The organism is Labrys okinawensis (genome assembly GCF_047345005.1).
Lineage (GTDB): Bacteria > Pseudomonadota > Alphaproteobacteria > Rhizobiales > Labraceae > Labrys > Labrys okinawensis.
On the sequence record NZ_CP178864.1, the window covers coordinates 5,847,208 to 5,867,793 of the forward strand.

At 63.7% G+C, this 20,586-nt stretch carries 20 protein-coding genes; 4 read left to right on the forward strand and 16 right to left on the reverse strand.

Translation table 11 applies throughout. The annotated features are described in order from the left end of the window. Positions 1 to 15: 15 nt before the first annotated feature. Positions 16 to 576, reverse strand: a complete 561-nt coding sequence (locus ACMDCR_RS27325) for a cytochrome b (RefSeq protein WP_413989631.1) — start codon at positions 574 to 576, stop codon at positions 16 to 18. Next, entirely contained in the window at positions 573 to 1,169 is a 597-nt protein-coding gene (locus ACMDCR_RS27330) for a YceI family protein (RefSeq protein ID WP_413989632.1), read from the reverse strand. Before ACMDCR_RS27330 ends, ACMDCR_RS27325 begins: the two co-directional genes overlap by 4 nt. A gap of 452 nt (positions 1,170 to 1,621) precedes the next feature. On the opposite strand from ACMDCR_RS27330, the gene ACMDCR_RS27335 reads away from it, so the two are divergent. Then, the gene (locus tag ACMDCR_RS27335) at positions 1,622 to 3,139 is read left to right on the forward strand and encodes a serine hydrolase (RefSeq protein ID WP_413993747.1); all 1,518 of its coding nucleotides are present in this window, start codon (positions 1,622 to 1,624) and stop codon (positions 3,137 to 3,139) included. 119 nt (positions 3,140 to 3,258) lie between these two features. On the opposite strand, the gene ACMDCR_RS27340 is transcribed toward ACMDCR_RS27335, so the two are convergent. Together ACMDCR_RS27340 and ACMDCR_RS27345 are read right to left on the reverse strand one after the other, a co-directional pair. Beyond that, complete coding sequence (locus tag ACMDCR_RS27340; protein ID WP_413989633.1) at positions 3,259 to 4,803, reverse strand: trimethylamine methyltransferase family protein; 1,545 nt, start codon at positions 4,801 to 4,803, stop codon at positions 3,259 to 3,261. Beyond that, complete coding sequence (locus ACMDCR_RS27345; RefSeq protein ID WP_413989634.1) at positions 4,800 to 7,211, reverse strand: GcvT family protein; 2,412 nt, start codon at positions 7,209 to 7,211, stop codon at positions 4,800 to 4,802. Before ACMDCR_RS27345 ends, ACMDCR_RS27340 begins: the two co-directional genes overlap by 4 nt. A 537-nt stretch (positions 7,212 to 7,748) precedes the next feature. On the opposite strand from ACMDCR_RS27345, the gene ACMDCR_RS27350 reads away from it, so the two are divergent. Beyond that, on the forward strand, positions 7,749 to 7,940 hold the full coding sequence (locus tag ACMDCR_RS27350) for a hypothetical protein (RefSeq protein WP_413988965.1): 192 nt from the start codon (positions 7,749 to 7,751) through the stop codon (positions 7,938 to 7,940). A 521-nt stretch (positions 7,941 to 8,461) separates the two neighbouring features. Here ACMDCR_RS27350 and ACMDCR_RS27355 read toward each other — a convergent pair. Both ACMDCR_RS27355 and ACMDCR_RS27360 read right to left on the reverse strand, forming a co-directional pair. Continuing rightward, on the reverse strand, positions 8,462 to 8,779 hold the full coding sequence (locus tag ACMDCR_RS27355) for a hypothetical protein (protein WP_413989635.1): 318 nt from the start codon (positions 8,777 to 8,779) through the stop codon (positions 8,462 to 8,464). A 135-nt stretch (positions 8,780 to 8,914) separates the two neighbouring features. Further along, positions 8,915 to 9,841: an alpha/beta hydrolase gene (locus ACMDCR_RS27360; RefSeq protein WP_413989636.1), complete on the reverse strand. Its 927-nt coding sequence runs from the start codon at positions 9,839 to 9,841 to the stop codon at positions 8,915 to 8,917. A 140-nt stretch (positions 9,842 to 9,981) separates the two neighbouring features. Between ACMDCR_RS27360 and ACMDCR_RS27365 the strand changes: the two genes are divergently transcribed. Beyond that, positions 9,982 to 10,887: a LysR family transcriptional regulator gene (locus ACMDCR_RS27365; RefSeq protein WP_413989637.1), complete on the forward strand. Its 906-nt coding sequence runs from the start codon at positions 9,982 to 9,984 to the stop codon at positions 10,885 to 10,887. A gap of 158 nt (positions 10,888 to 11,045) precedes the next feature. On the opposite strand, the gene ACMDCR_RS27370 is transcribed toward ACMDCR_RS27365, so the two are convergent. The 4 genes from ACMDCR_RS27370 to ACMDCR_RS27385 form a co-directional block, all read right to left on the reverse strand. Continuing rightward, complete coding sequence (locus ACMDCR_RS27370; RefSeq protein ID WP_413989638.1) at positions 11,046 to 11,618, reverse strand: dihydrofolate reductase family protein; 573 nt, start codon at positions 11,616 to 11,618, stop codon at positions 11,046 to 11,048. Between the two features lie 167 nt (positions 11,619 to 11,785). Beyond that, positions 11,786 to 12,085: a putative quinol monooxygenase gene (locus tag ACMDCR_RS27375; protein WP_413989639.1), complete on the reverse strand. Its 300-nt coding sequence runs from the start codon at positions 12,083 to 12,085 to the stop codon at positions 11,786 to 11,788. A gap of 61 nt (positions 12,086 to 12,146) precedes the next feature. Beyond that, entirely contained in the window at positions 12,147 to 12,377 is a 231-nt protein-coding gene (locus ACMDCR_RS27380) for a helix-turn-helix domain-containing protein (RefSeq protein WP_413989640.1), read from the reverse strand. Between the two features lie 63 nt (positions 12,378 to 12,440). Next, complete coding sequence (locus ACMDCR_RS27385; protein WP_413989641.1) at positions 12,441 to 12,719, reverse strand: hypothetical protein; 279 nt, start codon at positions 12,717 to 12,719, stop codon at positions 12,441 to 12,443. Positions 12,720 to 13,136: 417 nt separating this feature from the next. Between ACMDCR_RS27385 and ACMDCR_RS27390 the strand changes: the two genes are divergently transcribed. Next, the gene (locus tag ACMDCR_RS27390; RefSeq protein WP_413989642.1) at positions 13,137 to 13,358 is read left to right on the forward strand and encodes a hypothetical protein; all 222 of its coding nucleotides are present in this window, start codon (positions 13,137 to 13,139) and stop codon (positions 13,356 to 13,358) included. A 540-nt stretch (positions 13,359 to 13,898) separates the two neighbouring features. Here ACMDCR_RS27390 and ACMDCR_RS27395 read toward each other — a convergent pair. The 6 genes from ACMDCR_RS27395 to ACMDCR_RS27420 form a co-directional block, all read right to left on the reverse strand. Continuing rightward, positions 13,899 to 14,123, reverse strand: coding sequence for a hypothetical protein (locus tag ACMDCR_RS27395; RefSeq protein ID WP_413989643.1), 225 nt, complete (start codon positions 14,121 to 14,123; stop codon positions 13,899 to 13,901). Positions 14,124 to 14,380: 257 nt separating this feature from the next. Further along, complete coding sequence (locus ACMDCR_RS27400; protein ID WP_413989644.1) at positions 14,381 to 14,911, reverse strand: DUF3455 domain-containing protein; 531 nt, start codon at positions 14,909 to 14,911, stop codon at positions 14,381 to 14,383. Between the two features lie 472 nt (positions 14,912 to 15,383). Continuing rightward, complete coding sequence (locus ACMDCR_RS27405; RefSeq protein ID WP_413989645.1) at positions 15,384 to 15,665, reverse strand: hypothetical protein; 282 nt, start codon at positions 15,663 to 15,665, stop codon at positions 15,384 to 15,386. Between the two features lie 245 nt (positions 15,666 to 15,910). After that, positions 15,911 to 16,468: a cytochrome b gene (locus ACMDCR_RS27410; RefSeq protein ID WP_413989646.1), complete on the reverse strand. Its 558-nt coding sequence runs from the start codon at positions 16,466 to 16,468 to the stop codon at positions 15,911 to 15,913. A gap of 137 nt (positions 16,469 to 16,605) precedes the next feature. Continuing rightward, positions 16,606 to 20,055, reverse strand: coding sequence for a 2Fe-2S iron-sulfur cluster-binding protein (locus tag ACMDCR_RS27415; protein WP_413989647.1), 3,450 nt, complete (start codon positions 20,053 to 20,055; stop codon positions 16,606 to 16,608). Further along, complete coding sequence (locus ACMDCR_RS27420; RefSeq protein ID WP_413989648.1) at positions 20,052 to 20,333, reverse strand: sarcosine oxidase subunit delta; 282 nt, start codon at positions 20,331 to 20,333, stop codon at positions 20,052 to 20,054. Before ACMDCR_RS27420 ends, ACMDCR_RS27415 begins: the two co-directional genes overlap by 4 nt. Between the last annotated feature and the right edge of the window lie 253 nt (positions 20,334 to 20,586).

The window sequence follows — 20,586 nt, forward strand, 5'->3', positions numbered from 1 at the left end:
AAAATCCTGGGCGCCCTACCCTCTCCCCGGCAGCATGCTCTGCAGCACCTCGTCGCGGTCCCAGAGCCGATGCTTCAGCGCCGCCAGGATGTGCAGCCCCACCAGCGCCATCAGCACATAGGCGAGGCGGTGGTGGACCACCTTGGCGCTCTCCGACAATTCGTAATCCGGCGCCACCAGGTTCGGCACATGGTAACCGCCCGGCAGTTCGATCGGCAGCGGCAGGGTGGAGGCCGAGACATAGACATAGCCGGCGATCAACACGCCGAAGATCAATCCGTAGAGCAGGATATGCACGCCCTTGCTGATCAGCTGCTCATGCCGCGGCATGGTCTCAGGCAACGCCGGCGCCGCCGTGAAGACGCGCCAAAGCGCGCGGATCGCCATCAGGAGGAAGACGAAGGCGCCGGTGGTCTTGTGCAGTTGGTAGAGGTCGAATTTCCGCGCGGGATCGTCGACCCATTCCACCATGTAGAGGCCGAGCCCCAGCATCAACAGGATCAGGCCCGCGCATGTCCAGTGCAGCACCTGGCCCACGCCGCTCCAGCGGCGGCGCGGGGTGACGGCGGTGGTCATTGCGCCTGCGCCTCGGTGGTGACGATCAGGTCGACGTCATTGCTGATCGCCGGGAAACCGGCGCTCATGTTGAAGGCGAGGCGCTTGATCACGCCGGTGGCGCGGAAGCCGATCTGCGCGCGCGAATTGTCGGCCGGCCTGTCGAGGGCGACGTCGATGGTCAGGGGACGTGTGACGCCGCGGATGGTGAGATCACCGGTGACCTTGGCATGGCTGCTGTCGACCTTCTCGACCTTGGTCGAGGAGAAGGAGATGGTCGGATATTGGCTGACGTCGAAGAAGGCGTCGGTGCGCAGATAGTCGTTGAAAGAGGGCGAGCCGACATCAACCGACTTGGCCGCCACCTTGAACGAGACGTGGCTTGCGGCCGGGTTGTCGAAATTGATCGAGATCCTGCCGTCGAAATCATGGAACTGGCCCTTGGTGCGCGGCCAGCCGATGCCGTCGACCACGAAGCCCACCGAAGTGCGCGAGGGATTGATGCGCCAGTTGCGCGCCTCGGCCGAGTCGGCGTGCGCAGTGCCGAGCAGGGCCATCACTGAAAGAGTGGCGGCGAACAGGCGCACGCCCGAAATTGCGTTCCGACCGATCATGGTGGAAACCTCCAACTCTGAATCCAGACAAGAATTGTCCTGCGATAGCAGGTTCGCGATGAAAACACGCGAAAACTCGGATTATTCGTAGGCAGGCGAAATTGGCGGGAATCGGCCTGCCAGGGCTTGTACCGGCATCACAATACGTCAAGCGACCGTGACCCTGTCTGTGCCCTTGGAAACATGGATCAGGCGATTGATCTGACCAGGCGCACTAGTCGCCCAGGAAAGGCCGTTCGGTTCTTCTATCCTCCGCCATAAAAAAATAGAATCAATTGAGTGCTCGAATGGCGCAATAGATGCGCTGCCGCAAGAGCGTGACATCCAACGGCCAAAGCCTGCTTGACGCTTGTCATGCTGATTGCCGGCCTGCATGGGCAGGCGCATAGTCTAGCCTAAGCTTGGAAGTTTGGGAGAATCTCATGGCTGGCTGGCAGAAAATCTTGTCGGGTATGTTCTTTTCACTCCTCTTCTCGGCTGTTGCGAGTAGCGCCCATGCGCAAACACTCTCGCAGGAACAGGTGGCTGCCGCCCTGCCCATTCTAGACACCATGGCCCAGCGGGCGATCGATACGGGCAGCGTTCCCGGTCTCGCCATCGCTGTCGTCCATAACGACCAGGTGGTCTACCTGAAGGGATTCGGCCGTCGCGAAGCCGGCAAGCCGGAAGCCGTGGATGCCGACACCGTCTTCCAGATTGCCTCCCTCTCCAAACCGATCACCTCCACCATCGTGGCAGCCTTGGTGAGCGACAAGGTACTGGACTGGAATGCGCGGATCGCCGATCTTGACCCTGCCTTCCAGCTGCACGATGCCTATCCGACCGCCGAGGTCACGGTACGCGATCTCCTCGCCCATCGCAGCGGCCTGCCCGGCGCTGCCGGCAATGAACTGGAGGACATCGGCTATGACAGGGCGGAGGTGCTGCATCGTCTGCGGCTCGTTCCTTTGTCGTCGAGTTTCCGGGCCGGCTACTCCTACAGCAATGCGGGCTTCACCGAGGGTGCGGTCGCGGCAGCAAAGCCCACGGGCAAGGCCTGGGAAGTCGTTGCCGAGGAGAAGCTCTTTCGCCCCCTCGGAATGACGTCCACGAGTGCGACCTATGCCGATTTTCTCGGCCGGAGCGATCGGGCCGAGCTGCATGCGAGGATCGACGGCGCCTGGGTGGCCAAGGTCAAGCGCGACGCCGACATGCAGGCGCCGGCCGGCGGGGTCAGTTCCAGCGCCCGCGATCTCGCGCAATGGATGCGGCTCGAACTGGCGCATGGCACCTACGACGGCAAGCCGCTCATCGCCGCATCTGCGCTCGATGAAACCCATGCGCCGCTCTTTGCGCTCGGAACCCATCCCGTCACCGGCGGCACCTATTTCTATGGGCTCGGCTGGAACAGCGAGTTCGGCCGCCATGGTCTCGCCTGGGGACATGCCGGCGCCTTCAGCGTCGGTTCGCGGACCGTCGTGACGCTCTTTCCCAAATCCAATCTCGGCATTCTGATCCTGGCCAACGCTTTCCCGACCGGCGTTCCCGAAGGCCTTTCCGACAGTTTCGCCGATCAGGTCTTCGACGGAAAAGTAGAGAAGGATTGGACCAAGCCCTGGGACGATCTCTATGAGAGCCTGTTTGCCGGTGCCTTCGCCGCCGCGAAGACGAATTACGGCACGCCGCCCGCTTCGCCGAGCCCCGCTCTGCCGCTCGCGGCCTATGTTGGGCACTATGCCAACAGCTATATCGGCGAGGCCAACGTCACGGAACAGAATGGCGCCCTCACCCTGTCGGTCGGTCCCGGCGGCGCCCGCTCCTACCCGCTCCGCCATTTCGATCGGGACCTATTCCTGTGCTTTGCATCGCCCGAAATGCCGGAACTGCCCTATGCCGTGCGTTTCGCCATTGCACCGGATGGAAAGGCGTCGGAGGTGACGATCGATTTCCTGAACGATGTGGGTCTCGGTACGCTGAAGCGGGTTGAGTAGGCGAGAGCAAAGCGCGTTTACACGCAAACGCCCATTGCTCTAACTCCTTGTTTTGACAAGTCTTTGCGATTCTTGCCGATTCCGTCAAATCGCAAAACGCTATAGGAACAGCCCGAGAGCTACACCCCGATCTCCTGTTTCCGTTTGGCGATATACGCGTCCATCGCCTCCTTCACGGCCGGATCAAGCGGCGGCGCGACGTAATTGTCCCGCGTCTTCTTCCACACATTCAGCGCCCGGTCCGTGGCCGTACGCTCGCCCGCATCGCGCCAGTTTTCATAATTCGACCAATCCGAGAGGATGGGGCGGTAGAAGGCGTTTTCGTAGCGCGCCAGCGTGTGGGGCGAACCGAAGAAATGGCCGCCCGGCGCGACGCCTCTGATGGCGTCGAGGGCGATCTCCTCGTCGCCGAACTCGACGGGCTTCAGGATCTCGGCCCAGCCGCGCAGCAGTTCCGCGTCGATGACGATCTTTTCGAGGCTCGCCGACAGGCCTCCTTCCAGCCAGCCCGCGGCGTGGTTGATCAGGTGGCTGTGGCTCATGATGGCCGCCCAGAGCGAGAAGCTGGTCTCCCAGGTCGCCTGCGCGTCCGGGGCCGGACTGGCGTTGACGGCACTGGTGCGCACGGGCAGGCCAAGGCGCCTGCCGAGTTGCGCAGTGGCGAGGCAGGCATTGACATATTCGGGCGTGCCAAAGGCGGGGGAGCCCGTTTTCATGTCGACATTGGAGGTAAAGCCGCCCATCACGCAGGGCGCGCCGGGCCGCAGCATCTGGCAGAGGGCGATGATGCTCAAGGCTTCCGCCGTCTGCTGCACCAGCGCGCCGGCCAGCGTCACCGGGGCCATGGCGCCCATCAGGGTGAAAGGCGTGATCACGACGCATTGGCCGTGCTCGGCCATGATCATGATCGAGTCCATGATCTCTTCGTCGACCACGCGCGGCGAGTTAACATTGGTCACCGTCATCAGCGTCGGCCGCTCGGCGAGCGCCTCCACCGTGGTGCCATGCTCGATGGCCGAAAGCGCCAGCGCGTCGCGCGCCTGCACGCCGCCGACGCCTCGCGCCGCCCAGACGAGGTCCGAGAGCTCGATATGAGCGCGGTACATTTCCAGATGCCGGACGGGCACGGCGATGTCGACCGGTTCCACCACCACCCCTCCCTGCCAGTGCAGCAAGCCCAGGCCGTTGGTGATCTTGAGTACGTCGCGGAAGGCCTCGAGGTCGCCATAGCGCCGGCCGCGTTCGAGGTCGCGGATGTTGGGCGCGCCGTTGACCGGGCCGAAATTGACGACATTGCCGCCGACATGGAGGTCACGTTGAGGATTGCGCGCATGCAGAACGAAGCTCGAAGGCGCCGTCTTCAGGCTGGCCTCGACGATGTCGCGGCCAAGGCGCACCATCTGCGTCTCGTCGTCGACCACAGCCCCATGCGCCCGATAGAGGTCGCGCGCCCGGCGGCTGATGATCTTCATGCCGTCCGCCTCGAGCAGCGTGAAAGCGGCATCGATGATACGTTCCACCTGCTCGGCCGAGAGGATGTCGACGGGGGCGAAGCGGTTGCTCAGCCGCGGCATCGGCGGCGTCGAGGCGCCGGTGCTGCGGGTGCCGCGCTCGCGGCGCCCTCCCCGGCCTGTATGTTCGGCTCCTGCGTTTTCCCGGCTCATCCGCGCAGCCTTCCGCCGTTCGGGTCATGCAAGGGGGCCTTGCGCAGGATGGCGGGACGGTCGTCCCCGAAGATGTCAATGGCGAATTCGCCGCCGTCCTCGTAGTGCTCCGACTTCACATAGCCGATGGCAAGACTCTTGCCGACATAATGGCCGTAGCCACCCGAAGTGACGTGGCCTACCACCGCGCCGTGCTTGAGGATCGGCTCGTAGCCAATCACCTCGGTGTCGGTATCGACCTCCAGCACGGCGAAGCGCTTCTTCGGTCCCCTCTCGCGCTCGGCCAGCACGGCGTCGCGGCCGGTAAAGCCTTCCTTCTTGAAGTCCACGAAGAGGTCGAGCCCTGTCTCCGCCGGCGTGTAGTCGGGCCGGAAGTCCTTGTTGAAGGAGCCATAGGCCTTTTCTAGGCGGAGCGAAGAAAGCGCGCGGCCGCCGAAATGCCTGAGGCCGAGATCCCTGCCTGCCTCGAAGATCTCGTCATAGAGCGTCGCCTGGAAGTCCGGCGTCGTCCACATCTCGTAGCCGAGTTCGCCCGTGAAGCCGGCGCGCGAGAAGATCACTGGCGACATGCCGACGGCCGTCTCCTTTACCGCGAAAAGCTTGAAGGCGTCGGGCGAGAGGTCCTCGCGTACCAGGCGCTGCATCAGCGTGCGGGCGTTGGGGCCGGCCACCGAGAAACCTGTCAGCGTCGAGGCGGCCGAGCGCACATGCACGTCAGCGGGCGGGTCTTGCAGCCAGAACCAACGCATATGGAAGGCCTCGGCGAACCCCGAACCGATCAGCAGGTAGCGGTCCAGGTCGAGGCAGGCGATGGAAAGATCGCCGACGATGCGGCCTTCCTTGTTGAGCATCGGTGCGATCGCCATGCGGCCGGGCTTGGGCAGCTTGCAGGCCAGCAGCCTGTCGAGCCAGGCGCGAGCGCCCTTGCCCTCGACCTCATACTTGCCATAGTTCGAGGTCTCGTAGATGCCCACGGCATCCCGCACGGCCAGGCATTCGGCCTTTACATGAGGGAAGGCATTGGAGCGGCGATAGGTCGGGTTCTCGATGGGCTCGACGCCCTCGGGGGCAAACCAGAGCGCATGCTCCAGGCCGAAATTGGCGCCGAACACCGCGCCGGCCTTTTCCAGGCGGCCATAGATCGGCGTGCGGCGCAGCGGTCGGGCATCCGGCAGTTCCTCGTTGGGGAAGGCGAGGCGAAAGCGGCGGCGATAGTTTTCGATGACCTTGGTCTTGGTGTAGCGGGGCGTGGCGAAAATACCGAAGCGGGCTACATCCATCGCCATGATATCGGCGCCCGGATCCCCCTCCGCCATCCAGCGCGACAGCGTGAGGCCGATGCCGCCGCCCTGGCTGAAGCCCGCCATCACCGCGCACGCCACCCAGAAATTCGGCAGGCCCTTCACCGGGCCGACCAGCGGATTGCCGTCCGGGGCGAAGGTGAAGGGGCCGTTGATCGACTTCTTGATGCCGGCGCGTCCGACGGCGGGGAAATGCTCGAAGCCGACTTCGAGTTCCGGCGCGATGCGGTCGAAATTGTCGGGCAGCAGCTGAGTGTGGAAATCGTCGGGCGTATGGTCGACCGACCAGGGCGTACAATTGTGCTCATAGGTGCCGAGCAGCGCACCCTTTCCTTCCTGGCGCACATAGATCTCGCCCGAGAAGTCGGTGGTATTGATGATCTCGCGCTCCAGACCCTCCAGCTCCGGAATGGCCTCGGTGACGATGTAATGATGCTCCATGGCCAGGACCGGCAGCTCGATGCCGACCATGCGGCCGACCTCGCGCGCCCACAGCCCGCCGGCATTCACCACATGCTCGGCGTGGATGGACCCCTTGTCGGTGGCAACGTCCCAGGAGCCGTCCGGACGCTGGGAAAGGCCGGTGACCTTGGTGTACTGGTAGACCTCTGCGCCCAGCTTGCGGGCGGCGGCGGCATAGGCATGGGTGGTGCCCCAGGGGTCGACGTGGCCGCCATCCGAGCGCCAGAGCGCGCCGGTGAAATATTTCTCCTCGATCAGCACGTTGCGCCGCTTGGCCTCGGCCACCGGGATGATCTCGGTCTCCATGCCGAGATAGCGGGCGCGGCTGGCGACGAGGCGCAGATAATCCATCTCGCCTTCGTTTGCCGCCAGCATCAGCCCGCCATTGTGGTGGATGCCACAGGACTGGCCGGTGAGCGCCTCCAGCTCGCGATAGAGATCGATCGTGTATTTCTGCAGCTTGGAAACGTTCGCGTCGCCGTTGAAGGTGTGCATGCCGCCGGCCGCGTGCCAGGTGGAGCCTGAGGTGAGCTGGTTCTTGTCGAGAAGCACCACGTCGCTCCAGCCGATCTTGGCAAGATGGTAGAGAATGGAGCATCCCACGACACCCCCGCCAATCACGACGGCACGAACCTCGGTCTTCATTATCAGGAACCCTTCTGCGGCAATGAGCCCTGATACACGATGATTCAGCGCTTCGCGACGATGATGCGCGCAACGGTTTGTTGACCAAACAAACGAGGAGAGGGATCAACGAGAAGGAATTTGGGCGCAAAAGGGGATTTTAAGAAACAAAATGGGGAAAAGTAAACGAGCAATGCCAAACGATCGAGCTTTCCCAAAAAGGGCCCTTCCCCCGGGATGCTGTGTTCATCTCGGCGCGAAGCCTCGCCGCGAGGGCTGCCACTTTCGCAGTCAGGATCCGTTGAAAATAAGTGCTTCCAGCGCGACGCTTCCGCGCCTTTCCCGCTCTCTGAACACCTGCTTGCCGATTCCCTAGAGCATAGTGGCTTGGGACCCGATAACCAACGAGGCGGGAGAGGCTGATTCTTTAACGATCCCCAAGCGTCGGACTCTCTCGCCTCCGCCGCCTTCTCACCGCCATAGCCAAGCGCTCGCGTTCCCACGCCCGTTCCGGCTGGGTTGATGAGGAGACCGGGCGATGGCGGCTGCAGGGCAGCCGTGAAAGCAGGATCATGGAAGATGCAGGCCGCACTGTCGGTGCAGGCCACCATCGCCCTGTTCCGGCGGCCCGGCACGCTGACAAAGCGCGCAAGGCCACCCGTTTTTCCGCCTTCTGAAGGCGGAGGCGAGCCTGGAGCGGATGGCACGGACCATCCGAACCCGGCCCAGCCGGCTCGGCAAAGGGGCTGAGCGACGTCCATCCTGGCCGGACGGTGGCATCAGCCGTCTTCACCGCATCGGCGGGAGGAGGGACGAAGGCGTTGCCGGGCTCAAGCCCTTCACGCTCCGTCCAGGGATTGCGTGGTCTTTCCATCGCCTGGCACTTCCATGGCGTGCCGATCCCGTCTGTCCCGCTCGTCACCCCTGGAGGCCAGCTTCGAAGGAAGCATGGCCGCCGCGCGCCTGTCGCGTGGACAGGCTCTCGGGGTGGATGGAGGCGTTCGGGGCCGGGTTGCGCGCACGCCGGCCGCTGACGCCTCATTCCGTTACGGAATAGAGCATGGGAACAAATGAAAGTCAATATTCGTTCTATTTCTATTCCTACGCCACAGGACGAGGATGCCAGGCAAGGTGGTGTCGATTGATCCGGTCGCCGACGAGCGGTTTGACCGGCTAACGAAGGGATCGTTCAAGAATGAACGCTTCAAGCGCCGCGCCCGCACTCCCGACACCGGTTAGGCGATTCACTGATTTTTTTAACGCCCCCAGGCTCACACAAAAATAAATATGCCATCGCGAAAATCGATCGTCGCAGCTTTCTCGGCATCGATATCTGGCGGCAGGAGCAGTAGAAATTCCACCCCATCCTGCTCCATACGCTGCCAGCCACCGTAATCATCATCGGCACGAAATACGCCGACGCCGAACCCCGGACCACTGACCTGCCGGTAGCTGCCATCCTCCTGGAGCTCGCCCGTGGACAAGTGCCAACCCAGGCAGGGTATCAAGCGCCCGGGGATGATCTCCCGGAGAGGTTCTATCTGTCTTTGTAGTTCGTCCAGAGCACTTCCGGTCAGCGCGACATTCAAAGAAGCCTCCCCGTAGGGTCTGCTACGACGTTCACAGACTTGCTGCTGGGCCTAGTTGTGAGGATCGTCTTGGCGAAATCAAGCGGACGAAAACAAGAGTTGCCGCTTTGGCCACAAGCATGTCGATTCAGCGCCTCACGCCCAATGGCGCGTGATGAAGCCGGCGGCAGCATCGAGGGCGCGGCGGGCGCTCGGCAGCTCGCTGGTGGAGCGCTGGAAGACGTGGTGAAGCCCCTCATGGATGTCGAGGCGCACCTCGCCGCCCCTGTCGGCTGCCGCTTTGGCATAGCGCAGGGCGTCGTCGAACAGCAATTCGTCCGTGCCCACCTGGATGGCGAGCGGCGGCAAGCGTGCGGGGATGGCGTAGAGCGGGGAAGCCCGGCCGTCCCTGGGATCGGCGCCGTTGAGATAGGCGGCCGCCGCGCCGGTCAGCACCTGCGGCTGGAAGATCGGATCATGGGTCTGCGGGCTGTTGAAGGACGGCCCGGTGAAAGCAAGGTCCAGCCATGGCGAGAACACCACGACGGCGGCGATGTGAGGCGGCGTTCCATCGCTCTCCTGCAGGGCCGACAGAGCAAGGGCGCCGCCGGCCGAGTCGCCAATCATGGCGATCTGCGAGAAGCCCTGCCCACCCAGCCAGCGCCGTGCCGCTGCGGCGGCATCGAAAGCCGCCGGGAAGGGCTGTTCGGGCGCCAGGGGATAGTCTGGAACGAAGGTCGCCACGCCGGCGCGGGCCGCGATCTGGCTGGCGAAGCCGCGATAGGCCGCGGCCGAGCCGAGCATATAGGCCCCGCCATGCAGGAAGAGGATGGCCCGCTTGTCGGACGCTCCGGCGGGACGGACCCACCAGCCCTTGATGCCGTCCTGGCTTACGGGGGCGAGGCTCACACCCTCTGCAATCGGCGTCTGCGCGATCATGGCATCGTAGGCCTCGCGCAGGGAGCCTGCAAAGTCGGCCATGTGCCGGCCCGTCGCCGCCAGAACGTCCTGCTCGATCTGGCGCTCGGCTTCCGGCAGGACGTACCGGGTCTCCACGAGCCCGGTAATGAGGGAATTTTGCATCGATTGAGCCTCCATATGGCGCTGGAACCGCCCAGCGCCTCAGTGCTGGCAAGAATTTATCCATTCCAGATGCTTCCGGAAGACACGATATTGGAATACGATCCATTCCAAATGGGAAGTTTTGAAGAGAGCGGGCAACCGTGGACCGTCTGGATGCGATCCGTCTTTTCCTGCGTGTGGTCGAGCGCGGCAATTTCGCGGCAGCCGCGCGCGAGGCCGGAATCGGCCAGCCTGCGGTCAGCAAGCAGATCGCCGCGCTGGAAGCGCATCTCGGCGCACAGCTGCTGCGGCGCACCTCGCGCAGCATGACCCTGAGCGAAGCCGGACAGACGTTCTACGAAGCGGCGCTGCGCCTCGTCGCCGATTATGATGCCGCGGCCTCCCTCATCGGCCGCGGCCAATCCTCGCCCTCGGGCCTGGTGCGCGTGAGCACCTCGCCGGTGTTCGGACGGCTCTACATCACGCCTCGGCTACCCGAGTTTTTCGCATGCTATCCCGATGTCGCCGTCGAACTCTCGGCTTCCGAACGCATGATCAACCTTGTCGAGGAAGGCATCGACGTCGGCATCCGCATCGGCAATTTCGCCGATTCCTCCCTGATCGCCCTTCGCCTCGCCTCCACCCCTATCATCACGGTGGCCGCCCCCGCCTATCTCGAAGCCCATGGCGTTCCTGCTTCACCTGCTGAACTGGAGCGGCACTCCTGCGTGATCTTCGCGCTTCGCGGGGAGCCGCGCGCCTGGGAGTTCAAGACAGCGGCCGGACCTCTCGTCCATCATCCCCAGGGGAATTTCCGCACCGGCGATGCCGAGCAGGTGCGAGCCGCCGTACTCGCCGGCCTCGGCCTTGCCCAGGTGCCGGCTTGGCTGTTTGCTCCCGAAATCGCGTCGGGCGCCGTGCGCGTGGTCCTGCGCGACTTCGAACCGGGGAGCTTCGCCATCAGCGCCGTGCATACGGCCGGACGCAGGCTTCCGACCAGGGCGCGAGTGTTCGTCGACTTCGTGGCCCGCGCCTTGGGGCGAGAAAAAAGCCTTGCCTTCCAGTGACAGGCCTGGCGCCAAGTTTGCCGTCTAGAGCGTTTTACTTTCAGATCGAATCACCAAGAATCGCAAAATCCTTTTGGTACCAATAAGTTAATTTCGTAATCCGCTCTTGCGTGAACGCATTTGCTCCAGAGATTGGCAGGCCGCCTCTCCCTCCCGGCCTACGTCCCCGTCCCATAACGCAGCAGGACGATGCCGGAACCCAACGGCCTGCTTTCCGCCAGGGTCAGCTTCGAGGCATAGCCGTCGGCGAAGAGACGTTTTCCGCGCCCGAGCACGGTAGGATAGACCATCAGGTTGTACGCATCGATCAGGCCATGCGGCATGAGGGCATGCACGAGCGCAGCGCTGCCATAAACGAGAATATCGCCTCCGGGCTTCGCCTTCAGAGCCCGAATCTCGTTGGCTGCGTCGCCCGAGAGGATCGTCGTATTGTGCCATTCCGCCTGCCGGAGCGTGTTGGAGGCCACGAATTTGGGCATGCTGTTGAGGCGATCGGCAAAGCCGGTTTCATCCTTAACGCTTGGCCACACCGCCGCGAAGGCATCATAGGTGACGCGGCCGAGCAGGACGGCATCGGCCGCAAGCATCTCTTCATGCTTGAATCTGTCGCCTTCCGGCCCGCGCTCGAACGGCCCGGTCCAGTCCCCCAGCCCGGAATTCTCCATGCCGACGGGGTCTTCGATGACACCGTCGAGCGAGACATATTGGGTTACGACGATCCTGCGAGGCATCGGCCGGTTCCTCCCTTTCATGGGCTCGCCCCGAGGACGCGCCGGCGCAGGGGGATCCGACATATCCCTCGAAATTAGGCGCGATCCGCTTCGGTGTTTTGCGATTTGACTGGATCGGCAAGAATCGCCGGGACGCGCGCTGACAAAGAGCTGGACCAAGGCAGCGGCTACACCTCGCGCCCCGCCTCCACCTCATAGCCAAGCAGCCTGCGATCCCCGATGCCGAGCCGCGGCCAGGCGGCGCGCCACTCGTCGATATGCGCCGAGGCAAAGTGGCGATCGAGCGTGGCCCGGTCGCGCCAGATTTCCTTTACATGAATGAGCCCGGCATCGAGGACATCCTGCGCGTAGGAATACTCGACGCAGCCATCCTCCCTGCGGCTGGCCTCCACCATGCGCCTCATGACAGGACGGGCCACCTCGAGGTTCTCCGGCGGCAGGCGGATGGTTCCGACAATCAGGAGCATGAGAGCTCATCGCGCATGACGGCGGCCAGAAGCATGAAGGGCTTCGGCCCGGCGCCCGCGCTCAAGGAGCGACCAGGCCGAGAGCGTGGGCTATGCGCGCCACATAGCTGGGATTGGCAACGTCCCCTGCCTCAACGGCCAAGATCTCGCTTGCCGTAAGGCCACAGGTTTCAGCTAGATCTTCCAGGCTATATCCTTTCTCTGTTCTGATCTGTCTGAAGATCTCTCCCCGAACATTGGCGGGCATTTCCGCCAGATGAGCGTTTTCGTAATCGGACTGCGAATAGGTCATAGGTTATCCCTATATGTTGGGAGGCTTGTTTGTATTTCGATGGCAATTTATATCTGAATTAGTTCAACTGCTTGATGGCGAGATTTCCGGAGAATTCCCGCTATCATTGCGACTGCTTGGCGTACCTGTTGTGACTAATGTCCCGATCAAGCGCAGGAGGGCCTGATGTTCGGGTCCATTGGCGCCTGACGCGAGAAAATCGCGCAGGGTAATGAACGAGACAGCTGCGCCGGATGGACCGTTCGCCTGATGCACGATCATCGCGGCACCGTCCGCCGGGTCCCTGGCAAGAGACCAGAGGTCGCCGTTGGAGCTTCGATAGAGTTCGCGGCGAAAATCCATCTGACACCCTGGGGGCTAAGGCGGTTTACCCTCCGACGGAGTCACCAAGAATCGCAAAATGCTTTTGATACCAATGCGTTAACTTGAAGACCCGCCTGAACGCATTTTGCTCTGGAGGGCGGCTACACTTAACGCGGTCGCGATACGGTGGTTCCACGACTCGCAAACTAGCATGCCTTGGCAAAAAGCGTGTCTTCTTTATGCAGACACGCATTCCACCATGATGGGCCGAGTTTGTCGTTCCCTAACGATCGTGGCCAAGGCCGGCCTGTGATCGCGCTCCATTCGCACTGCATGGAAGGGAAACTCTTCCCGTTGCGATGGGTTACGATAGAGCTGGAAGGCCCAGTTCCATTCCCTGGTCACCGTCTGCCGGTTCTCGGCAAGGGGATGGTATATCTTTCAGGAGTAGCCGCGATGCCGAGATATGTTGTCAGCCATGCCGTCACCGAAGAGTCCGCGTTTGGCGAAGAAAGCCATCTGGCGGCAACGATCTCCGGCGAGTTCCCGGATGCCGAGTCTCAGCCGGACGGGGTGTGGGTGATCATTTCCGACCTGACGGCGGAGGACATCCTGGCAAAGCTCAGCGAAGGGGTTTCGGAAGAAAGCGTGATGATTTGCGCAGTTCCTACTGCCTAATGCATTTTGCTCTATCGCAAGCTGCGGCCATCAAAAGTTTCGCCGTAGCGGGCAACCACAACGATATCGTCAAACGTACCGCTATCGTCGGTTTCCCTCGCGAACACGACAGCACCAACGATGGGCGCATCTCCGACTATTCGTCCCACGGAATAGGAAGCCTCTCGAAGAGCCGAATATCGGGTGTTGGCGGAACACGGCTCCAAGGCAATCAATTCATCCAGATTATCCCGAACAAAAGGGACTATGGCGTAAAAGGTACCCGCAGACACGATAATCCCCATCCATTACGTCTCGATGAGCAATGTTAGAGGGGGTGCTGCCGGTTCACCAGTGCCCTTTACGGATACCACAAATAGCGAGATGAGATAGAGCGGCGAAAACGCAAGGTCTCCGCCGATGGAGTAGTATTAACTTTTTAATGAACGATTGCTCCAACATCGGTATCTTTCTCCGCCACCTGCAGCCTTTAAGGCGTATCCGGCTGGATGGCCGCGAAACCCGGCAGGCGTCGATCGGCCCTGTGAGGGTCTGAACGCCTCACGCCCATTGGACCATGTCACCGGGTTTGAGACTGAGGTCGTCAAGGGTCGCCTGGGTCGTCGGCTTGTGAATGTAGCGGTAGTTACCCGAGATGGTGCTGTCTACCGCACCCGACACCCCTAGAATGGCTTCTTCGAGGTCGGGCCTTGCAACCACCCAAAGCTGCGCGTCCGACATGTCCACGTTGATCGCGAAGATCTTCCAGCCCACCGTCGGGGTCATTGTTGCCTCCCATGTTGGCTAAGCTTCAAAGGCGCGGAACGAGTGTGGCATACTCGGCGGCTATACGTCCCGGCTCTTGTGGTGCCTGCGGGAATTACCGCACAAGATTTCCCCGGCAGGCAATCAACTCGTGATTTCCCAACTCGTTTTCGCGAATGCTGCCACCGTAGCCCACAGGCTCGTTACCTCCCCGATTGCGAGGGCAAGCAATCGGGGCCGGCAAAACCAAAGGCGGAACGCGTGCCTCTTGCAATGGTTCAGTTCGCCTTCGCGTAGAACACGTAGGTCGCGGTGTAGGGTACACCCACCTTCGTATCGGTCCGCACGGGAGGCGTGGCGGGGGCGACGCCGCCATGGGTCTCGATGCGCTGGACATAGCCGACCTTGCTCAGCACACCGGCGGCGGGATCGGCCGTCACCTTGACGAGAAGCCAGGGAATGTCGGCATTCGCCTGCTTGGCCGGCACCGTTGTCACGGGCGTATCCTTGTCACGCGCGACCTTGCTGCCATCCAGGGCCTCCCAGGAAGGTCCGGCATAGTGATGGATGGCGGCCTTGGGCGTCGTCAACTCCGCCAGTGGGCCCTCGAGAACCCATTTCGGCGCCGCGCCAGCCTCCGCAGTGCTCGTATAGATCTGCACGCCGTTGGCCTTGGCGCTGAAGGCCAGCGTGTAGCCGGCCGGCGGCTGCAATGCGGCCGGCACCGCCTCCGCCGCTCTCAGGGTCTGCGATCCTCCGACGAGCAGAAGCGCTGCTGCGACAAGAGCGCGAATCTTGTATGTGGTCATCGATATCTCCTGGCCCCATCGCGGGCCGATCTATGTCGCGGCCACACTTCCATGGCACGAGCGCCGGAAACTCGGCAGCATCGCAGGGAACACCAGGCGGAGGATCGTCGCCACCAATCGTCGGTGGCATCAGCCCGGAAAAGCAATGTCGTCGGCGGGCGACGTTGTTGGGGCGAGCGCTTGTGTCCTTCTTGACCGGGGATAACCGCTCGGCTGGTGATCGCGCGTATCCAGACGATGATGCCCAACAAAAAACCCGGCTCATCGGGAGCCGGGTTGGGTAAAAATTCATTTCCCCAGATAGACGGTCTGGCGAGGCCGCCATGAGCAATATGACGAGAGTAGCGTTACCCGAGTGTTACCTGGGTAACTTCAATACGGCGCAGCGCCGAGAATCCGGCTCCCGCCAATCGCCGGGCGTCGAGCACGACGAATCCCTGGGCGCAGCGTGAATAAGGCCACTGGCAACCGGTCACTGCCTGCCGGCGGCATCCGCGAGCTGGATCCGCGCCTTGTTCATCGACAGTTCCACGACGCCGCTGATCATGGCGACATCGGCCATCGGCAGGCGCGACTCCCCGAGCAGCACGCTCAAATGGGTTCGGGAGGCGGCGATCGCCTTATCGATGGCACGGTCGGCCATCGCCGAATCCACCTGCCCGAACACGGACACCAGCTGGGTCAGCGCCCCTTCCAGAACCGCATAGGCTGCCTTCATGGCAACGACGCGCTCGACATGGTTGGCTTCAGTCATATCTACCACTTTTGAGCTAATACAGACAGACGAGGTATCTCATCAGAAGCCCGTTCGCGAGGTGCGTTTTGCCACATCGCGTTACGTCAGAGCGTATCCGACGCACGCTTGCGGGACCTCCGTGTCACGCTCGCCGGCCGCGGCATCGACACCGCTCCGGGCGAGCGCGACGGCTCACCTGTTCTCGGGCCGCCCCTGGATAAGCCGCTCACCCTTGAGCCAGCGATCCGACGTCCACGTTCCAGCTATTTCCCCGGCATCATGCGCAGCAGCACCTTGTCCTTCAGAACATAATGATGACCCAACGCGGCCACGGCATGCAGGCCGGCGAGACAGACGATGGTCCAGGCGACGGTGTTGTGCAGTTCGCCGAATGTGCGGGTGAGATCGGGGTCGATGGCAACGTGGGGGATCTCGAACAGGCCGAAGAAGAAAAAGGGCTCGCCCTGGGCCCAGCGGAAGAGGAAACCGAGGGCGACCTGCGCCGCAAGCAGGAGATAGAGCGCCAGATGCACGAGCGAGCCAGCCATCTCCTGCCAGCGCGGCAGGTCGGTAGGCAGTTCATAACGGCGGGCGAGGCGCCAGAGTATGCGCGCCACCATCACGGCCGCCAAAGCCAGGCCCATGGAAATATGCAGCGATTGCAGGCCCTTGCGCAGGAAGGTGCCCTTGGGCAGGAAGCCCCAGGTCTCGGCGCTGGCGAATAGCGCGACGACGAGGAGGGCCGTGAGCCAATGCAGGGCGATGGTCAGCCCGTCATGGCGGGAACGGGCTGAGCCGGAAGTCATGATATCGGTGGTCACGAGGAGTTTTCCTGTGGCGGGTGCCGGGTTAACACGCCAGGGCGAGCGGCTATTCGCTCGGCAGGCGGCCACGGTGGCGCTCAAGATCGAAGGTTCTGGGGCGCGACCCGCGCCGCGCCTTACCTAGCAATCGATTCTTATTCCAGGCTTAGCCCGAATTCCGCGGCGCTCTCGACCAGGAACTCCGCGAAGGACTGCGCCAGGGTGGACGGCGCCAGCAGGTCGTAGACGCCTTCCTCGGTGCCCTGGCAGAGGATCACATTGACCTGCGCCATCACGGTGCGCGCCACGCGTCGAAGCCCGAACACCCTCGGGTGGAGGTCGAGGCGGCAGCCCTTGGCGAGCGCAGGGCGCGCCTTGGGGCCCGAGATTGTGAGCGCGCCAAAGGCGAAGGACTGGTCGGTCACCGAGGCCGCCTCGCCCGCCGCGTGCTTCAGGCTGACGGCGAGCCCGCCGGCCCGGCCATGCTCGTCGAGAACAAGCCAATCGCCCGGGCCAAGGCCGAGCGCCGTCAGAGGGCCGGCGCTGGTGATGCTGCCGGTTGCGGGCAGGTCGAGGGCAAACTGGGCCTGCAGCGCGCGCCGCAGCATCTCCTCGCTGCCCGTGCGAGCCTTCAGCCCGGCAACGTCGGGGCTGCGCTCGGTGAGACGCACCTGGCCATTGCGATCCGAAGCACGGTCGGGAATGAGGGTGTGCCCGCCGGGAGGCGTGGGGCGCAGCATGAGCTTCTCGACCTCGCCGACAGGCGTCGCGTCCTTCACCCGCCGGTTCTCGGGGTCGACGACATGCGGAGAGCTAATGGTGACGTCGCAGGCCTCGCCCCGCACGGGATCGGCGGCATGCAGCACCTTGCCGAGATGCGCCGCGCCGCCGGCGAGCAGCGCCAGGCCGATGAAGCCGGGCCCTTCCGTGGTCGGGCAGGCGGCGGTGACGAAGCCGAGGCTCTCCTTCGACTCGGCATTCACGAGGAGATGAGCCCCGGCGCGCAGCTTCTTCTCGGGATCGGCGACCTTGACGCCCACCAGCGACAGGCGTTGCGGATCGTTCAGTCCAGAACGCATGGCAAGCACCTTGCCGATGAAATCGCCATTTTTCTTCAGCATGCGGCCAAGACCGAGATCGGCGGCGGTGGTCTGGCCGTTGAGCTCGCTGCCGGCGACATGGCCCTTCTCCACCCGCATCAGGTTGAGCGCGTCGAGGGCATAGGGCTTGATGCCGAAGGGCTTGCCGGCGGCGATGATCGCCTCCCACACCGGCTCGGCATGGCCGGAGGGCACGCTGACCTCATAGGCCATCTCACCGGAAAAGGAGATGCGGAAGAGCCGGCCCGCAACACCTGCGATAGTGGTCTCGGCCACCGCCATGAAGGGGAAGGCGGCGTCCTCCAGGTCGAGATCGACGATGCGGGCGAGCACGGCGCGCGACTTCGGGCCGGCCACCGCGAAGGTCGACCATTGGTCCGCGACATTGGTGATCTGCACGTCGAGCTCGGGCCAGACCGCCTCGTGGTGGAATTCGAGATGCTCCAGCACCGGCCCTGCATTGGCCGTGGTGGTGGTGACGAAATAATGGTCCGGTGCCAGGCGCGAGGTAGTGCCGTCGTCCATCAGGATGCCGTCCTCGCGCAGCATCAGCCCGTAACGGGCGCGGCCGACGGGCAGCGTCGAGAAGGTGTTGGCATAGATGCGGTCGAGGAAGGCGCCGGCATCGCGGCCCTGAATGTCGATCTTGCCGAGCGAAGAGGCATCGGTCACGCCGACACTGCTGCGCGCATTCGCGGCTTCCGCCAGCACGGGGCCCCAGCTCATGTCCTTGGCCGGCGAATAGACCAGCGGGCGCAGCCAGAGGCCGAGCCTGACGAAGACGGCGCCGTGGCGGGCGTGCCAGTCATGCAGGGCAAGACGCCGCTGCGGTTTGAAATGCCTGCCGGTCTCCCCGCCCGCCAGCGCGCCGAAGGAGACGGGCGAGACATAGGGCCGGAAGGTCGGCAGGCCCGTCTCCGCGATACTCAAACCCCTGGCCTCGGCCAGGATGGCGCTGCCGACGAGGCCGCCGGTCTTGCCCTGATCGGTCGCCATGCCCTGCGTGGTATAGCGCTTGGCGTGCTCGACATGGGAATAGCCCTCGCGGTGGGCGAGGCGCAGGTCATCGGCCGTGACATCGTGCTGGAGGTCGACGAAGGACTTGGCGCGGCCTTCGGACTTCACCTCCCAGAAGGGGAGCAGCGGCGTCTCCCCGGTGGCAAGCCCGGCCGCGCCGCCCGCGATCTGGATCCGATCATTCCCCTTCGCGACAAAGGTCGCGGCAGCCTCGTCCCAGGTGAGCTTCAGCCCCGCCTGGCTGGCAAGCTGGAGCTGCGGATTGTAGCCGCCGGAAACGCAGAGCAGGTCCGCCAGCAACATCTGCGAGCGGCCGCCGCCGGCGATCGGCGCGACGGTGACGATATGGAGCGGCGCACCCTCGGTTGCCACGATCTGGGAGCCGAACCAGACCGGAAAGCCCTTCCGCTCGGCTTCGCGGCCCTTCTGCGAATCCGGCCTGACATCGACGATGCCGGCGATCTCGATCCCGGCCTCGGCGAGGACATCCGCCTCGCGATAGGCTGCATCATTGTTGAGGAAGAACACGGCCTTGCGGCCCGGCGCCACGCCGAAGCGCGCGACATAGGTCGCAGCGGCCGAGGCCAACATCACGCCCGGACGGTCGTTGCCCGGGAAGGCGATTGGCCGCTCCAGAGCTCCGGCCGCGAGCACGATGCGGCCGGGCCGGATGATCCACTGGCGCTGCCGTACCTGGTTGGCGCCAGGCGCAGGCAGGTGATCGGCCACGCGCTCGACGGCACCGACGACCAGACCGTCATAGAGGCCGAAGGCGGTGGTGCGCCTGAGCAGGGTGACATCGGGAAAATGCGAGAGCTCACGGAAATCCGGCCCGAACTCCCCCGCCGCGATCGGATCGAGCAGCGAGGAACCGCCGAATTCGAAATCCTGCTCGATCAGGATCACGCGCTGCCCGGCCCGCGCGGCGCGCACCGCGCTGACGACACCATGCGGCCCCGAGCCGACGACCAGCACATCGCAATGGGCATGCATGATGTCGTAATGGTCGGGGTCGGGCTCCACTGCGGCGCGGCCGAGGCCGGCCGCCCGGCGGATGATTGGCTCGTAGAGCTCCTCCCACCATTTGGGCGGCCACATGAAGGTCTTGTAGTAGAAGCCGGCCGGCAGGAAGGGCGAGAGGAGGTTGTTCACCGCCCCGATGTCGAAGCCGAGCGAAGGCCAGCGGTTCTGGCTCCTGGCCTCCAGCCCCTCATAGAGCTCGATGGTGGTGGCGGGGATGTTGGGCTCGCGCCGAGCCCCGCGACGCAGCTCCACCAGCGCGTTGGGCTCCTCTGGTCCGGCGGTGAAGACGCCGCGCGGACGGTGATATTTGAAGGAGCGGCCAAGGATGCGCACGCCATTGGCGAGCAGAGCCGAGGCCAGCGTATCGCCGGCGAAGCCCTGATAGACCTTGCGGTCGAAGCGGAAGGAGAGCGGCTTGTCTCGGTCGATGAGGCCGCCCGTCTCGAGGCGGTAGGGCCCGCTCATGCCGAGGTCTCCGGTAGCGCGATTGGATCGTCCGGCAGGCCCACGGCTTGGATTTCGTGGCTCACGGTATGGCGCGCTACCTTGAGGAGCCGCCGGCAGCCGGAGACATGCAGCCACCATTCGAGATGCCAACCGGCCGGGTTGGTGCGTTCATAGACATAGGTATAAAAGGCCTCGGCGTCGGCCCCGGCGGCCGGGCGCCTGACGCTGGCATCGCCACGATAGCGGAACTCGAACTCGTCGCGCAAGCCGCAATGGGGACAGGGAATTCTCAGCATGGGAGCAAGCCTGCGGCTGGGCGAGATGAGACGCCCAGGAATGAGGCGCGTCGATTGCGCCGCCTCGCCCCGTTCTTACGGGGAGAGGATGGAGGTGAGGGACAGTGCAACATCAGCGAGCCTGGCTCTGCCACGTTGGCGCCGTATCCAGCCAATGTCTTACACTCCTGCACTCCCCACCTCGTAGGCCTGTGCCGCCCCTCACCTCTATCCTCTCCCCACAAGCGGGGCGAGGGGGCTTCGACATCGTGCC

Bases quoted from the DNA above. Each gene is read 5' to 3' on its own strand.
- ACMDCR_RS27380 (WP_413989640.1), bottom strand. From the start codon at position 12,377: ATGACCTATTCGCAGTCCGATTACGAAAACGCTCATCTGGCGGAAATG.
- ACMDCR_RS27360 (WP_413989636.1), bottom strand. From the start codon at position 9,841: ATGCAAAATTCCCTCATTACCGGGCTCGTGGAGACCCGGTACGTCCTG.
- ACMDCR_RS27395 (WP_413989643.1), bottom strand. From the start codon at position 14,123: ATGACCCCGACGGTGGGCTGGAAGATCTTCGCGATCAACGTGGACATG.
- ACMDCR_RS27325 (WP_413989631.1), bottom strand. From the start codon at position 576: ATGACCACCGCCGTCACCCCGCGCCGCCGCTGGAGCGGCGTGGGCCAG.
- ACMDCR_RS27415 (WP_413989647.1), bottom strand. From the start codon at position 20,055: ATGAGCGGGCCCTACCGCCTCGAGACGGGCGGCCTCATCGACCGAGAC.
- ACMDCR_RS27330 (WP_413989632.1), bottom strand. From the start codon at position 1,169: ATGATCGGTCGGAACGCAATTTCGGGCGTGCGCCTGTTCGCCGCCACT.
- ACMDCR_RS27385 (WP_413989641.1), bottom strand. From the start codon at position 12,719: ATGGATTTTCGCCGCGAACTCTATCGAAGCTCCAACGGCGACCTCTGG.
- ACMDCR_RS27345 (WP_413989634.1), bottom strand. From the start codon at position 7,211: ATGAAGACCGAGGTTCGTGCCGTCGTGATTGGCGGGGGTGTCGTGGGA.
- ACMDCR_RS27390 (WP_413989642.1), top strand. From the start codon at position 13,137: ATGCCGAGATATGTTGTCAGCCATGCCGTCACCGAAGAGTCCGCGTTT.
- ACMDCR_RS27375 (WP_413989639.1), bottom strand. From the start codon at position 12,085: ATGCTCCTGATTGTCGGAACCATCCGCCTGCCGCCGGAGAACCTCGAG.
- ACMDCR_RS27420 (WP_413989648.1), bottom strand. From the start codon at position 20,333: ATGCTGAGAATTCCCTGTCCCCATTGCGGCTTGCGCGACGAGTTCGAG.
- ACMDCR_RS27340 (WP_413989633.1), bottom strand. From the start codon at position 4,803: ATGAGCCGGGAAAACGCAGGAGCCGAACATACAGGCCGGGGAGGGCGC.
- ACMDCR_RS27405 (WP_413989645.1), bottom strand. From the start codon at position 15,665: ATGACTGAAGCCAACCATGTCGAGCGCGTCGTTGCCATGAAGGCAGCC.
- ACMDCR_RS27370 (WP_413989638.1), bottom strand. From the start codon at position 11,618: ATGCCTCGCAGGATCGTCGTAACCCAATATGTCTCGCTCGACGGTGTC.
- ACMDCR_RS27400 (WP_413989644.1), bottom strand. From the start codon at position 14,911: ATGACCACATACAAGATTCGCGCTCTTGTCGCAGCAGCGCTTCTGCTC.
- ACMDCR_RS27335 (WP_413993747.1), top strand. From the start codon at position 1,622: ATGTTCTTTTCACTCCTCTTCTCGGCTGTTGCGAGTAGCGCCCATGCG.